This is a genomic window from Stenotrophomonas sp. TWI1149 (assembly GCF_039673155.1).
Taxonomy (GTDB): domain Bacteria; phylum Pseudomonadota; class Gammaproteobacteria; order Xanthomonadales; family Xanthomonadaceae; genus Stenotrophomonas; species Stenotrophomonas maltophilia_AA.
The window spans coordinates 83,335-98,274 of the sequence record NZ_JBDJLB010000005.1; the positions used below are offsets into that span (position 1 = coordinate 83,335).

Consider the following 14,940-nt stretch of genomic DNA (forward strand, 5'->3'; position numbering starts at 1 on the left):
CTTCGTGCGTGGATCGCGCATGACACCGTTCCCGTGGCTGACCGTGGAGGATATGGTCGGGCCCAGGGTGGCGACGCCCCCACCGGAGCGTCGCCACGGCCGGGCCGCGTGGGGGTATTGGGCGCTTGGGAGGTTGCAGGGTGGTGACGGCTGCGCGGCGCGCGTGTGGCAGATGCAGGTGCCACAACGGCCGCACGGCAAAGGCAAAAATGGACCGGCGCGTCGCGCCGGTCCATTTCACTGATGCCTGCCGACCAACGGTCGGCAGCTACCCGTTTCGCTGCGCGAAACGAGAACGCGCCCCGAAGGGCGCGTTCTGGCGACTGAGAGGGGGAAAGAACGCCTTACGCGTTCTTTTCCGCCTCCAGTTGCTTGCGGATCTGCGCATCCACGGCCGCGATGGCGGTCATGTTAAGCACGCGGCGCGAGGTCGCGCTGGTGGTCAGGATGTGCACCGGCTTGGCCACGCCCATCAGGATCGGACCGATCGCCACGCCGTCGGTGAACACGCGCACCAGGTTGTAGGCGATGTTGGCCGCTTCCAGGTTCGGCAGCACGAACAGGTTGGCGCGGCCCTTCAGCGTGCTGTTGGGCAGCAGCTTCTGGCGCAGGGCTTCATCCCATGCGGTATCACCCTGCATCTCGCCATCCACGTTCAAGCGCGGGTTGCGCTTGAGCAGCATCTCGCGGACCGCACGCATCTTCAGCGCGTCACGGGAATCGTGGCTGCCGAAGTTGGAGTGCGACAGCAGGGCCACCTTCGGCTCGATGCCGAACAGCTTCATGCGGTACGCCGCCTGCAGCGTGGCTTCGGTGATCTGCTCGGCGGTCGGATCTTCCTGCACGTGGGTATCCACGAAGAAGAACACGCCCTGCTGGTTGATCACGCCGGTCATCGCCGAGGTGGAGGTCACCTTCGCTTCCAGCGGCAGCACGCTGCGCACGTAGCCGAGCTTCTTGTGGAAGCGGCCGACCACGCCGGTCAGCATGGCGTCGGCTTCGCCGCGCGCCACCATCACCGCCGCGATCAGCGTCGGGCGCGAGCGCATCAGGTTCTTGGCGGCGGCCACGGTCACGCCGCGACGGCCGGTGAGGTTGTGGTAGTACTGCCAGTACTCGTTGAAGCGCGGGTCGTCGTTGATGTTGGTGATGTCGAAGTCGACACCGGCCTTCATGCGCAGGCCCAGGCGCTCGATACGCGATTCGATCACGTCCGGGCGGCCGATCAGGATCGGCTGCGCCAGGCCCTCGTCGACCACGTTCTGCACCGCGCGCAGCACCACTTCTTCCTCGCCTTCGGCGTACACCACGCGCTGCTTGTCCGACCGCGCGCGGTCGTAGACCGGCTTCATCATCAGGCTGGTGCGGTAGACGAACTGGGCCAGTTTCTCGCGGTACGCGCCCATGTCGGCGACCGGACGGGTGGCCACGCCGGAATCCATCGCGGCCTGCGCCACGGCGGCCGACAGCTCCACCAGCAGGCGGCGGTCGAACGGACGCGGAATCAGGTAATCGCGGCCGAAGCTCGGCGTCTCATCGCCATAGGCCGAGCCCAGATCGCTGGCTTCGCGGCGCGCCATCGCGGCGATCGCGTGCACGCAGGCGATCTTCATTTCTTCGTTGATCGCGGTCGCGCCGACGTCCAGCGCACCACGGAACAGGTACGGGAAGCACAGCACGTTGTTGATCTGGTTCGGATAGTCCGAACGACCGGTACCGATCAGCGCATCCGGGCGGACCGAACGGGCCACTTCCGGCATGATCTCCGGCGTCGGGTTGGCCAGCGCGAAGATCACCGGATCCTTGGCCATGGTCTTGACCATGTCCGCGGTCAGGATGCCCGGTGCCGACAGGCCCAGGAAGATGTCCGCGCCGTCGACGATCTCGGCCAGCGTGCGCTTGTCGGTATCACGCGCGTAACGCGCCTTCTCCGGGTCCAGGTCGGTGCGGCCGGTGTGGATCACACCATCGCGGTCGAAGGCGAGGATGTTCTCTTTCTTCAGGCCCAGCGAGACCAGCATGTTGACGCAGGAAATACCCGCGGCGCCCATGCCGGTGGTGGCCAGCTTCACGTCTTCGATCTTCTTGCCGGTGACCAGCATGGCGTTGAGCACGGCCGCGCCCACGATGATCGCGGTGCCGTGCTGGTCGTCATGGAACACCGGGATGTTCATCCGCTCGCGCAGCTTGCGCTCCACGATGAAGCACTCCGGTGCCTTGATGTCTTCCAGGTTGATGCCACCGAACGTCGGTTCCAGCGAGGCGATGATGTCGACCAGCTTGTCCGGGTCGTTCTCATCGATCTCGATGTCGAACACATCGATGCCGGCGAACTTCTGGAACAGCACGCCCTTGCCTTCCATCACCGGCTTGCCGGCCAGCGGGCCGATGTTGCCCAGGCCTAGCACGGCGGTGCCGTTGGAGATCACGGCGACCAGGTTGCCGCGGGCGGTCAGTTCACTGGCCTGCTGCGGGTCGGCCATGATCGCCTCGCAGGCGTGTGCCACGCCCGGGGAGTACGCCAACGACAGATCGCGCTGGGTCAACATCGGCTTGGTCGCGGTGACCTTGATCTTGCCGGGCGGCGAGAGCCGGTGATAGTCGAGGGCTGCCTGTTTGAAATCTTCGTTGGACATCGCTTTCTGCAGATGAATGGGCGAGAGGAACAGGGGATCATACCCCCGTTGGCGTGGACGGACCTGTCGCTACGCTGTCGCGGTCATGCTGCAACCGCACATAATCCAGCACCGCGTACCGGGCCTTCAAAACAAAACATGGCCGTCCCGCCCCGGCAGGAACGGCACGACCATGCACCACACAATCAGGCCATCGGGCTCAGTGCGCCGGGGCCGGCAGGCTCGACGGCAGGTCGTCGACGACCAGCGGCGGCAGCTCGGCTTCGCGGCCGTCGAGCACCATCGCCAGGCGGTCGCGATCCAGCGCGTTTTCCCAGCGCGAGACCACCACGGTGGCCACGGCATTGCCGATGAAGTTGGTCAGCGAGCGGCATTCGCTCATGAAACGGTCCACGCCCAGGATCAGTGCCATGCCGGCCACCGGCACTTCCGGCACCACGGCCAGGGTGGCGGCCAGGGTGATGAAGCCGGCCCCGGTGACGCCGGCCGCGCCCTTGGAGCTGAGCATCGCCACCAGCAGCAGGGCGATCTGGTGGCCCAGGGTCAGCTCGGTATTGGTCGCCTGGGCGATGAACAGCGCCGCCAGGGTCATGTAGATGTTGGTGCCGTCCAGGTTGAACGAGTAGCCGGTCGGGACCACCAGGCCCACCACGGACTTGCTGCAGCCGGCCTTTTCCATCTTCTCCATCAGCGAGGGCAGCGCCGATTCGGAAGACGAAGTACCCAGCACCAGCAGCAGCTCGGCCTTGAGGTAGCGGGCCAGCTTGAACACCGAGAACCCGCACAGGCGGCAGACCACGCCCAGGATCACCGCCACGAACAGGAAGGCGGTCAGGTAGAACGAGCCGACCAGCCAGGCCAGGTTGACCAGCGAGCCGACCCCGTACTTGCCGATGGTGAAGGCGATCGCGCCGAACGCACCGATCGGGGCGGCCTTCATCAGGAGGTGGACCAGACGGAACACCGGCGCGGTCAGCGCCTCCAGGAAGGTCAGCACCGGGCGGCCCTTCTCGCCGGTCAGGGCCAGCGAGATGCCGAACAGCACCGCCACGAACAGCACCTGCAGGATGTTGCCCTCGACGAAGGCACTGACCAGCGTGGCCGGGATGATGTCCATCGCGAAGCCGACCAGGGTCAGCTCATGCGATTTCTGCACGTAGCCGTTGACCGCGGTCTGGTCCAGGTCGGCCGGGTTGATGTTCATGCCCGCGCCCGGCTGCACCACGTGCGCCACCACCATGCCGACCACCAGGGCCAGCGTGGAGAAGAACAGGAAGTAGGCCATCGACTTGGCGAACACCCGGCCCACGGTGCGCAGGTGGGTCATGCCGGCGATGCCGGTGACGATGGTCAGGAAGATCACCGGGGCGATGATCATCTTCACCAGCTTGATGAAGGCGTCGCCGAGCGGCTTGAGCGATTCGGCGAAGGCCGGCTCGTAATGGCCGAGGATGGCACCGAGGACGATCGCCACCACCACCTGGAAATACAGTTGGCGGTAGAACGGCAGCGGCTTGGCCGCCAGCGGGGCGGTGGTGGGAACGTGCATGGGAAGCTCCGGCAGTGTCACGATGGATGCCGGCCGCGCTGGGCGGCATCTGGCGTGGCCTTTTTACGCCCGCATCTCGCCAACGCAGATAACCTATTGGTACTAGCCCCCCGGTTCAGCTGGCCGGACTGCCTACACTGGCCCGGCACCGCGCCCCCACGGCGGCGGGTGGCCCAGCGGCGGATCAGGGGACGACAGCCCCTCAGATTTGCCGTCCGCGGCCGTTGTTGTTCTGCCCCACCCTTATCTAGCAGCTACCGCCCATGCGCCCTACGCCCCTGTTCATCGCCCTGGCCCTGACCACCGCCCCGCTCGCCGCCACCGCGGCCGACTGGGACAACTGGCCGACCAAGACCACCTTCAGTGACGGTACCGAGCTGGCAGCGACTGCCAACATCGCCTACGACCTCAACGACTTCTCCGGCAACAGCGGCATCGAAGACGCCGACGCCGTGCGCCGCAAGGAATTCGGCGCCACCCTGAAGAAGAAGGGCGTGTACGACGCCATGGTCTATTACGACTTCCAGGCCGACACCTGGCTGGACGTGTTCGTCCGCTTCGAAAGCAAGGCCTTCTTCGGCAGCGACATCGGCCGCTTCCGCTTCGGCTACATGAAGACCCCGGTCGGCCTGGACGCGGGCACCTCCTCGCGCGCCGGCAGCTTCCTGGAGACCGCCCTGCCCGTGCAGGCGTTCTACGAAGGCCGCCGCACCGGTGCCGAATGGGTGCTGGAGCGTCCGCAGTACCTCCTGCAGGCCGGCGCCTATGGCGGCAAGGACCTGCAGGGCGACAATCCCGGCACCACGCAGGCCGTGCGTGCCGTGTGGACCCCGGTCAAGGCCGCAGGCGACGTGATCCACCTGGGCCTGGCCTATTCGCAGGAAAATCCGCGCGGGTACCGCGATGGCCGCGATGTCTCGCACCCGGCCAGCGCCCGCCTGCGCGCACGCCCGGAAGCCGGCCTGACCGACATCCGCCTTGTCGACTCCGGTGCGCTGACCACCGCCGACAAGATCGTGCGCACCGGCCTGGAAGGCATCTGGATCCGCGGCCCGTTCTCGCTGCAGGGCGAAGCGCTGCAGACCACGGTCAGCCGGGACGGCAAGCCGGACTACACCGGCAACGGCCAGTACGCGATGGCCAGCTGGATCCTGACCGGGGAATCGCGCCCGTACACCGCCGGCGCCGTAGCCAACGTCAAGCCGGCCCACGACTACGGTGCGGTCGAGCTGGTCACCCGCTACAGCCGCATCGATCTGGATGATGCCGACGTGTTCGGCGGTCGCCAGCACGACTGGACCCTCGGCGCCAACTGGTACCTGACCTCGCACTTCAAGTTCCAGGCGAACTACGTCAAGGTCGATGCCAGCCGTCGTGGCGTGCGCAGCCAGCCGGAAATCTTCGAACTGCGCGCGCAGATGCACTTCTGAGCCCTGCGCCGCCGACCGCAACCGGCGCGTCGGGCGTGCACACCACGCCCGACGCGCGATCGTAGACTGCCGCCCATGTACTGGCTCGGCCGCCACCGCACCCTGCTGTTGACCCTGCTGGTGATGATCGGCGGTACCGTGCTGTGCGCGGCCGCGGCCGGCCACTACGCCTGGCGCCGCGCGCTGGCCACCGAGAGCGGCCAGGTGCAGCGTCAGCTGGAGCTGTACGCCCAGGGCCTGCAGCAGCGCATCGACCGCTTCGGCACGCTGCCGCAGGTGCTGGCGCTGGACCCGGACCTGCGTGGGGCGCTGCAGCGGCGCCCCGATGCCGCCGCCCGCCAGCGGCTGAACCTGAAACTGCAGCGCGCCAACCAGGTCACCCGCGCCTCCACCCTGACCCTGGTCGGGCGTGACGGCGTGGCCGTGGCCGCCAGCAACTGGGACCAGCCCAGCAGCAACGTCGGCGAGGACTACAGCTACCGTCCCTACTACCGCCAAGCGCTGGCCAGCGGCCACGGCCGCTTCTACGGCATCGGCATGACCACCGGCGTGCCCGGCTACTACCTGTCGCAGGCGATCGAGGAAGACGGCGCGCGCATCGGCGTGGTGGTGATCAAGATCGAACTGGCCGCGCTGGAGCAGGAATGGCTGACCAGCCCCGACGTGGTGCTGGCCAGCGACGAGCACGATGTGGTGTTCCTGGCCAACCGCGACGCCTGGCGCTACCGGTTGCTGCGCCCGCTGGGCGCCGCCGAACGCAGCGAGATGCTCGACAGCCGCCAGTACGCCGACCGCTCGCTGCAACCGCTGCGGGTACGCACCGGCAGCGTGCTCGACGATGGCGGCCGCATGGTCCACCTGCTCGATCCGGTGCTGCCGGGCGAGATGCTCTGGCAGACCCTGGCGCTGCCCGAGGAGCAGTGGAACCTGCACCTGCTGCACGATGCCGGCGCTGCCACCAGCGCCGGGCGCAGTGCCGCCATCGGAGGCGGTGCGGCGTGGCTGGCACTGGGCTTCCTGGTGTTGTTCATCCAGCAGCGGCGGCGCCTGGCCGCCCATCGCCAGCGCAGCCGGCGCGAGCTGGAAAGCGTGCTCAAACAGCATGCACAGGAGCTGCGTACCGCGCAGGACGGCGTGCTGCAGGCCGCCCAGCAGGCCGACAGCGGCCTAAGCCGCAGCCTGGCGCACCTGCCGCAGGGCGTGGTGGTGATCGACAACGAGCAGAAGCTGGTGGCGTGGAACGCGCGCTATCTGGAGCTGTTCCGGTTTCCGTCCGGCCTGATCCAGGTCGGGCGGCCGATCGAAGAGATTTTCCGCTTCAACGCGCGCCGTGGCCTGCTCGGGCCCGGGCCGATCGAAGAAGCGATCGAGCGTCGCCTCAACCATCTGCGCAGCGGCCGCCCGCACATGCGCGAGAGCGAGAAGGACGACGGCACCGTGCTGGAAATACGCGGCAATCCCCTGCCCGACGGCGGCTTCGTGACCAGCTACGCAGACATCACCAGCTACAAGAACACCGCGCGCGAGCTGCGCTCGCTGGCCGATGCCCTGGAGCATCGCGTGGCCGAGCGCACCCGCGATCTGGACGAAGCACGGCGCGAGGCCGAGCGCGCCAACCGCTACAAATCACGGTTCGTGGCCTCGGCGGTGCACGACCTGCTGCAGCCGCTCAATGCGGCGCGCATGTTCGTCTCGGTGCTGCGCGGCAAGCTGGGCGGCGATGCGCGGGAACTGACCGAGCATGTCGACGCCGCGCTGGCCGCGCAGGATTCCATTCTCAACAGCCTGCTGGACATCTCGCGGCTGGAGTCCGGCACGTTGCAGACCCAGGTGCATGCATTCGCACTGTCGCCACTGCTGGAAACGCTGGCGCGCGAGTTCGGCATTGCCGCCGAAGGCCGTGGTCTGAAGCTGGACTGGGTGGACACCCGCGCGGTGGTGGTGAGCGACGAAGCCCTGCTGCGCCGCATCCTGCAGAACTTCCTGTCCAATGCGCTGCGATATACCCCGCGCGGGCGCGTGCTCATTGGCTGTCGGCGCGTGGGCGATCAGCTGCGCATCGAAGTGCACGACCAGGGCCCGGGCATTCCCGAGAGCCTGCAGGGCGAAATCTTCGAAGAGTTCCGCCGCCTGGATGACGGCGTGGACCAGGAGCGCGGCGCCGGGCTGGGCCTGGCGATTGTCGAGCGCATCGGCCGCCTGCTGGGGCACCGCATCCACCTGCGTTCCACCCTGGGCAGCGGCAGCGTGTTCGCGGTCGACGTACCGCTGGGCGCCGCCGGCGACGTCCCCCTGCCCGCCGCCGCCCCGGTGCCGAACGCCGAGCCGGGCGACGACAGCCCGCTGCGCGGCTGCCGGGTATGGAGCATCGACGACGACCCGCGCGTCTGCGCGGCTACCCGTGCGCTGCTGGAACGCTGGGGCTGCGTGGTGGAGCTGGCCGATGGCCCGCAGCCGGCGCTGGAGATCGCCTCGGCCTTCAACCCGCCGCAGTTGCTGCTGCTGGACGTGCGCATGGGCCAGTGGCACGGCCCGGACCTGTACGAAGCACTGTGCACGCTGTGGCAGGCACGTCCACCGGTGATCCTGGTCACCGCCGAGCGCGACGATGCGCTCAAGGCGCAGGCGATGGAGAATGGCTGGGGCTTCCTGTCCAAGCCGGTACGCCCACCGGCGTTGCGGGCGTTGATGACACAGCTGCTGGTGCGGCATCGCAGCTGAGGGTGCGCCTCTACAGCCCTGCGCCGGCATCTCCTTCCGGCTCCAGCGCTTTCACCAGCACTGCCGCCTGGGTGCGGCTGTGGCACTCGAGCTTCTTCAGGATCGCGGTGACGTGCACCTTGACCGTGTTCTCGGCCAGGCCCAGCTCGTAGGCGATCTGCTTGTTGAGCAGGCCGTCGGCCAGGCTCAGCAGCACCCGGAACTGCTGCGGGGTGAGCTGGGCCAGGCGCGCGGCCAGCAGGGCATCGGACTCGGAGCGTTCCGCAGCCATGGCCGGGAACCACACGCCGCCGTCAAGCACGGCGGCCACGGCCTGGCCGATGGTCTCGGCGGGCGCCGATTTGGGGATGAAGCCGGCGGCGCCGAACTGCTGCGCGCGGCGGATCACGCGCGGGTGGTCGTTGGACGAGACGATCACGACCGGGATGTCCGGGTGCGATCCGCGCACATGCAGCAGCGAGGAGAACCCGCGTGCGCCGGGCATGGTCAGGTCCAGCAGGACCAGCTCGATCTCCGGGTGCTGGCCCAGCGCGCTTTCCAGCGTCGCGGCACTGGCCACTTCGATCACATTGACCTGCGGCAGCGCCTGGCGCAGCGAATGCACGACAGCGGCACGCAGCAGGGGATGGTCGTCGGCGACCAGAACGGTGATGTCACTCATGGGGTCGATTGTAATGAGGTTGACGGCCAGCGGCCGTCACTACCGGCATCCTGGCAGCGCAGATGGAATGCGCGGGCAGCAGGAGCGGTGAGGCCGCTGGCAGCCTCACCGCTCCTGCTGCATGCTGCCGCGCCACGCTTCCAGGAACTGGCGGCGCTTGAGTCCGTCCAGGTACACCAGCAGGCCCGGGCCGAGCTGGATCGGACGGTAGCTGCGCTCCGGCGAAGCGCCACGGCGCTGGCCCGCCGCCGGCAGGATCGGCATCAGCCGCGCCTCGCGGGAGAGCACCTGCTGCCCGCGCGGTGACAGCAGATAGTCGAGGAAGCGGCGGGCTTCTTCCGGATGCCGGCCACCGCGCGGAATTACCGCGGTGCGCAGCATCACCAGCGTGTAGTCCTCCGGTTCGATGATGCCCAGCGGCGCACCCGCATCGATCCGGGCCTGCGCATAGGAGCCGAGCACGTTGTAGACCAGCGAGAGCTGGCCGCTGCTGACCTTGTCGAGCAGCACGCCGGTGCGCTCCTCCAGCTGCACCCGGTTGTCGCCCAGCGCTCCGAGCAGGGCGCCGGCCATGCTGCCGCGTTGGCCGTCCTGGGTCGCCAACAGATAGCCGACGCTGCTGCGCTGCACATCGTAGGTTCCCACCCGGCCCAACAATGGCGCATCGGGCGCCCGCAGCAGCTCCAGCAGCTGCCGGCGCGTATGCGGCACCCGGGCCGCCGGCAGCGTACGGGTGTTGTAGACCATCGCGACCGGCTCATAGCTGATCCCGAATGCTTCGTGCCGCCACTGTGCCCAGCCGGGCAGCGCATCCGTCTGCGCCGAGCGGTGCGCCAGCGCATGGCCATCGTTGACCAGCTTGGCCTGCAGATCCATGCCACTGCTGATCAGCATGTCCGGTGAAGCCGGACCGCTGCGATCCCGCAGGTAGCGCGCATACATGTCCTGCGTGATGATGTCTTCGTAGACGATCTCCGTGCCGGGATGCAGCCGCTGGTAATCGGCGATCACCGTGGCGAAGACTTCGATGTCGGTCGAGCCGTGGATGCGCAGCTGCGCGGTGGGAGCGCCCTGCGCCGGGAAGCGCTGCACATCGCCCGGATCAGCGAAGACCGTGGTGGTGAACAGCAACAGCAACAGGCCATGCCAGCGTTTCATGCGTGCCTCCTCGGCATCCGGATGGTGGCGACCAGCCCGCCACCCACACGGTTGGCCAGATCGATGTGGCCGCCATGACTGTCGACCACGCGCTTGACGATCGCCAGACCCAGTCCGGCACCGCCGGCCGCGGCGCCTTCGCCACGTGCGAAGCGCTCGAACACGCGTTCGGCATCGGCCGGTGCGATGCCCGGGCCGTGGTCGGCGATGGTCAGCACGCAGTGGCTGTCATCGGTGGTCAGCGCCAGCTGCAGTACGCCGTCGCCGCCGTATTTGAGCGCATTGTCGATCAGGTTCTTGATCGCTTCGCGCAGCAGCAGTGCATCCCCGTTGACCCAGGCCGGATCGCTGGTCACCGCCAGCTGTACGCGAGGTGCGGGCAATGCCTGCGGCAAGGCCTCGTGCAGGGCCTGGTGCACGATCTCGGCCAGGTCGACCAGGGCGAAGCGCTGCAGGTTCGCGCGATGGATCACGCTGGCATCGCTGAGCAGCTGGTTGAGCAGGCGGCTCATGTGGGTGGCATTGCGCTCGATCGCCTGCAGGCTGCGCCGCATGTCTTCCGGATCTTCATCGTCCAGCGCCAGCTGGGCCTGCGCACGCAGTGCCGCCAAGGGGGTGCGCATCTGGTGCGCGGCCTCGGCCATGAAGGCACGCAGGGTTTCATTGCTGCTCGAGAGTCGGCCCATGAAGTGGTTCAGCGCGCCGACCATCTGGTCCATCTCCTGCGGCGTGGCGGCGTCCAGTGGCCGCAGGTCGGACGGTTCGCGCCGGGACAGCTCGCGTTCGACCCGCACCAGCGGCCGCAGCGCGCGGTGCACGCCGAGCGCGACCAGTGCCAGCGACAACAGCGAGAGCACCACGATCGCGACCAGCGCGCGGGTCACCATGTCCTGCGCGAGCGCCTCGCGCGCCCGTCGCGTCTGCCCCACCTGCACGCGCACTTCGGCCTGGGCGGACGGCGAGGAGACCCGGCGCGACACCACCACGAAGCGCACCGTCTCCCCGCTGTAGGGCGCGTCGAACAACTGCGGGCGATCGCTCGGCGCGCGCGGCGGCGCGGGCAGATCGCCGTAGCCGGTCACGGTCTGGTTGCGCGCATCGGAGACGCGGTAGAACACGCGGTCCTCCGGCGCCATCGCCAGCAGGTCCAGCGAGGCGTACGGCAGATCGACCTGCCACTGCGCATCCACCAGCGCCACCGAATCGATGATCGACAGCGCCGAGGACACCAGCAGGTGATCGTAGGAACGGTTGGCGGCGCGCTGGCCGTAGTCGCGCGCGCCGAAGAACAACGCCACGGCGAACAGCGCCATCAGGCCGCCCAGGTACAGCCACAGCGTGCGCCGGATCGACGTCGGCGTGCGGGCCTCAGCCGCCATCGGCGCCGCCGTCGGGCGTGGCGTCATGCGCTTCGAGCAGGTAGCCGCTGCCACGCACGGTGACGATCCGCAGCGGCGCGTCGGCCAGCTTGCGGCGCAGGCGGCCGACATAGAGCTCGATCGCGTTGGGACCGGCCTCGTCATCGAAGCCGAACAGGCCATTGCCGATCTCGTCCTTGCCGACCACCTGCCCCAGCCGCCCCATCAGAATCTCGAGCAGGCGGTACTCACGGTTGGGCAGCTCGATCGGCTGGCCGTCCAGGCTGACCCGGTGCGCGGCGTTGTCGAACTGGAACCCACCGATCTGCACCACCTCGCTGGCCTGGCCCCGGGTACGCCGCAGCAGCACGCGGCAGCGCGCTTCGAATTCGCGGAAATCGAATGGTTTTCCCAGGTAATCGTCCGCGCCGACATCCAGCGCCTGCACGCGGTCCTCGATCCCGTCGCGCGCGGTCAGCATCAGCACCGGGGTGCTGTCACCGCGCTCGCGCATGCCGGCCAGCACGCGCAGCCCATCCAGTTTGGGCAGGCCGATATCGAGCACGACCAGATCGAAGCTCTGGTAGCGCAGCACGCTCGCCGCGGCCAGCCCGTCACTCTGCCAGTCCACGGCGTGGCCGCTGCGGCGCATGCGACGGACGATCGCGTCGGCCAGGTCCGGGTTGTCTTCCACCAGCAGGATGCGCATCGGTCGGGATCGGGAAAGGTGCGGGAATGCTAGCGCGTGCAGCCGCATCCGTGCGTTTCGCTGCGGCGCAGCAATGGCTGACAGGTGGATGACAGCATCCCGGCACTAGGCTGCGCCATCGCGTCACCCCCGAACATCCGGTACCTGGGAGGGTCCATGGAACTGAACGCCTTGCGCTGGTGCATGCCTGCCGCCTGCACCCTGTTGTTGGCCGCGCCGGCCTGGGCCGCCGACGACGGTGATGAGGACCGCCCGGTCACGGCCAGCCTCGGCGGCCGCCTGCACCTGGACTTCGCCGATTTCCACAACGACAGCCGCGGCACCCCGAACAAGGACGACACTGAGATCCGCCGCGCGTGGCTTGACGTGTCCGGCAAGTTCTTTGCCGTCGACTACAAGCTGGAAGCAGATTTTTCCGGCGACCGCGTCGAAGCCAAGGATGTCTTCGTCAGCCGCAGCTTCGGCGAGGCCGGCAAGCTGACCGTGGGCCAGTTCAAGCAGTTCTTCTCGCTGGATGACCGCACCAGTTCCAACTACGGCACCTTCCTGGAGCGCGGCAATGCCGGCACCACGCTGGCCCCGCTGTACCGCCTCGGCGCCTCCTGGCAGGCTGCACGCGGTGACATGACCTGGGCCGCCAGCGCCTACAGCCTGGAAAGCATCGATGCGTGGCAGGTCAAGGGCCGCGCCGCCGGTGGCCGCGCGACCTGGGCCCCGGGCGCCACCGCCGGTGATGTGCTGCACCTGGGCGTGTCGCTGGCGCATGAGCGCTACGACAACCCCGGCGCCAGCGGCGTGCCCGGGCTGAAGATCCGCCCGCGCCCGGCCGGTCACCTCTCCGACAACAGCCGCCTGACCCTGGTGGACTTCTCGGCCGGCCGCGATACCGACGTCAACAAGTGGTCGCTGGAGTACGCCCAGGTCCGTGGGCCACTGTCGTGGCAGGGCGAATTCAGCGGCGCCACCTTCGACGACGGCAGCCAGCGCGGCAAGGTGCTGGCCGGCTACGGCCTGCTCAGCTGGTTCGTCACCGGCGAATCGCGCGTGTACGACGGCAAGACCGGCCGCTTCGGGCGGGTCAAGGATTTCCAGCACAGGGCCGGCGCGTTCGAACTGGCGCTGCGCTATGACCAGATGCGCGGCGACCAGCACCTGATCGGCCAGCCCGATCTGCGCGATGGCCAGACCGAGGCGTGGACGCTGGGCGGCAACTGGTACATGCGCCCGAACCTGCGCTTCATGCTCAACCTGATCGAAAGCCGCAACCGCGACCGCCTGGCCGACGCCACCGTGGATCGCACCCGCGCGGTCACCGGCCGCCTGCAGTACGACTTCTGACCCCCTCTTTCCGCCCCGTTGCTTCTGGAGAATGCAGATGATGCTGAGCATCCTCGGCTTTGGCATGGTCATTACATTCATGTACTTGATCATGAGCAAGCGGCTCTCGCCGCTGGTCGCCCTCATCACCATTCCGATCCTGTTCGCGCTGATCGGCGGCTTCGCGGCCGGCATCGACGACATGATGCTGGAAGGCATCAAGAAGATCGCGCCGACCGGCGTGATGCTGATGTTCGCCATCCTGTACTTCGGGGTGATGATCGATGCCGGGCTGTTCGATCCGCTGGTGCGGATCATCCTGCGCTTCGTCAAGGGCGACCCGATGAAGATCGTGCTCGGCACCGCCATCCTGGCGATGCTGATCTCGCTCGACGGCGACGGCTCGACCACCTACATGATCACCGTCTCGGCGATGCTGCCGTTGTATCAGCGGCTGGGCATGAACGCGTTGAACATGACCTGCGTGACCATCCTCGCCGGCGGCGTGATGAACCTGACCCCGTGGGGCGGCCCGACCGCACGCGCCGCCACGGCACTGCATGTGGACCCGGCCGACGTGTTCGTGCCGCTGATTCCCTCGATGGTGATCGCCTGTGCGGGCGTGCTGGTGCTGGCCTGGTACCTGGGCATGAAGGAGCGCCGTCGCCTGGGCGTGGTGACCCTGCCGCAGGGCGGCAGCTGGATGGACAACAGCGTCTCCGATGACGGCAACACGCTGCCGACCGTGGAAGATGCCGAGGACACCAAGCGTCCGAAGCTGCTGTGGGTGAATCTCGGCCTGACCATCGCGCTGATGACCGCACTGATTCTGGGCGTGCTGCCGATGCCGGTGCTGTTCATGGTCGGCTTCGCGATCGCCCTGGTGATCAACTACCCGAACCTGGCCGAGCAGCGCCGCCGCGTGGTCAACCATGCCGGCAACGTTCTTTCGGTGGTGTCGCTGATCTTCGCGGCCGGCATCTTCACCGGCATCCTCAACAACACCGGCATGGTCGAGGCGATGTCGCACAGCTTCCTGGCGATCATCCCGGACAGCTGGGGCCCGTACCTGGCGGTGATCACCGCCCTGGCCTCGATGCCGTTCACCTTCTTCATGTCCAACGATGCCTTCTACTTCGGCGTGCTGCCGATCCTGTCCGAGGCGGCCGGCAACTACGGCATCACCCCGGTGGAAATGGCACGCGCCTCGCTGGCAGGCCAGCCCGTGCATCTGCTCAGCCCACTGGTGCCCTCGACCTATCTGCTGGTCGGCCTGGCGAAGGTGGAATTCGCCGACCACCAGAAGTTCACCCTGAAGTGGGCCATCGCCATTTCGATGTTGCTGATGTTCGGCGGGCTGCTGTTCGGCCTGTACCCGCTTGCGTCCTGATCCGTCTCCCA

10 protein-coding genes are annotated in these 14,940 nt (G+C 67.8%); 4 read left to right on the top strand and 6 right to left on the bottom strand.

All coding sequences use genetic code 11. From position 1 onward, the window contains the following. Nucleotides 1-344: 344 nt before the first annotated feature. Both ABE424_RS07360 and ABE424_RS07365 read right to left on the bottom strand, forming a co-directional pair. Nucleotides 345-2,636 carry an NADP-dependent malic enzyme gene (locus tag ABE424_RS07360; RefSeq protein ID WP_346478886.1) on the bottom strand — a complete coding sequence of 764 codons (2,292 nt, stop codon included), beginning with the start codon at nucleotides 2,634-2,636 and terminating at the stop codon, nucleotides 345-347. A gap of 199 nt (nucleotides 2,637-2,835) precedes the next feature. Then, entirely contained in the window at nucleotides 2,836-4,185 is a 1,350-nt protein-coding gene (locus tag ABE424_RS07365; protein WP_346478885.1) for a dicarboxylate/amino acid:cation symporter, read from the bottom strand. Between the two features lie 263 nt (nucleotides 4,186-4,448). Between ABE424_RS07365 and ABE424_RS07370 the strand changes: the two genes are divergently transcribed. After that, a complete protein-coding gene (locus ABE424_RS07370) occupies nucleotides 4,449-5,615 on the top strand; it encodes a porin (RefSeq protein ID WP_346491624.1) in 1,167 nt (388 codons plus the stop codon). Nucleotides 5,616-5,690: 75 nt separating this feature from the next. Next, entirely contained in the window at nucleotides 5,691-8,336 is a 2,646-nt protein-coding gene (locus ABE424_RS07375; protein ID WP_346492797.1) for a PAS-domain containing protein, read from the top strand. 10 nt (nucleotides 8,337-8,346) lie between these two features. Here ABE424_RS07375 and ABE424_RS07380 read toward each other — a convergent pair whose 3' ends face one another. The 4 genes from ABE424_RS07380 to ABE424_RS07395 form a co-directional block, all read right to left on the bottom strand. Next, nucleotides 8,347-8,997, bottom strand: a complete 651-nt coding sequence (locus ABE424_RS07380) for a response regulator transcription factor (protein WP_176988249.1) — start codon at nucleotides 8,995-8,997, stop codon at nucleotides 8,347-8,349. A gap of 105 nt (nucleotides 8,998-9,102) precedes the next feature. Continuing rightward, nucleotides 9,103-10,155, bottom strand: a complete 1,053-nt coding sequence (locus tag ABE424_RS07385; protein WP_346478882.1) for an ABC transporter substrate-binding protein — start codon at nucleotides 10,153-10,155, stop codon at nucleotides 9,103-9,105. Beyond that, complete coding sequence (locus ABE424_RS07390; protein ID WP_346492799.1) at nucleotides 10,152-11,534, bottom strand: sensor histidine kinase; 1,383 nt, start codon at nucleotides 11,532-11,534, stop codon at nucleotides 10,152-10,154. Before ABE424_RS07390 ends, ABE424_RS07385 begins: the two co-directional genes overlap by 4 nt. Next, nucleotides 11,524-12,222 carry a response regulator transcription factor gene (locus ABE424_RS07395; protein ID WP_346492796.1) on the bottom strand — a complete coding sequence of 233 codons (699 nt, stop codon included), beginning with the start codon at nucleotides 12,220-12,222 and terminating at the stop codon, nucleotides 11,524-11,526. Before ABE424_RS07395 ends, ABE424_RS07390 begins: the two co-directional genes overlap by 11 nt. Before the next feature lie 156 nt (nucleotides 12,223-12,378). Here ABE424_RS07395 and ABE424_RS07400 point away from each other — a divergent pair, with 156 nt between their 5' ends. Together ABE424_RS07400 and ABE424_RS07405 are read left to right on the top strand one after the other, a co-directional pair. Continuing rightward, nucleotides 12,379-13,560, top strand: coding sequence for a porin (locus tag ABE424_RS07400; RefSeq protein WP_346492795.1), 1,182 nt, complete (start codon nucleotides 12,379-12,381; stop codon nucleotides 13,558-13,560). 40 nt (nucleotides 13,561-13,600) lie between these two features. Then, nucleotides 13,601-14,929 (top strand): CitMHS family transporter, encoded by a 1,329-nt coding sequence (locus ABE424_RS07405; RefSeq protein WP_070473693.1) that lies wholly within the window; start codon nucleotides 13,601-13,603, stop codon nucleotides 14,927-14,929. Nucleotides 14,930-14,940: the final 11 nt, after the last annotated feature.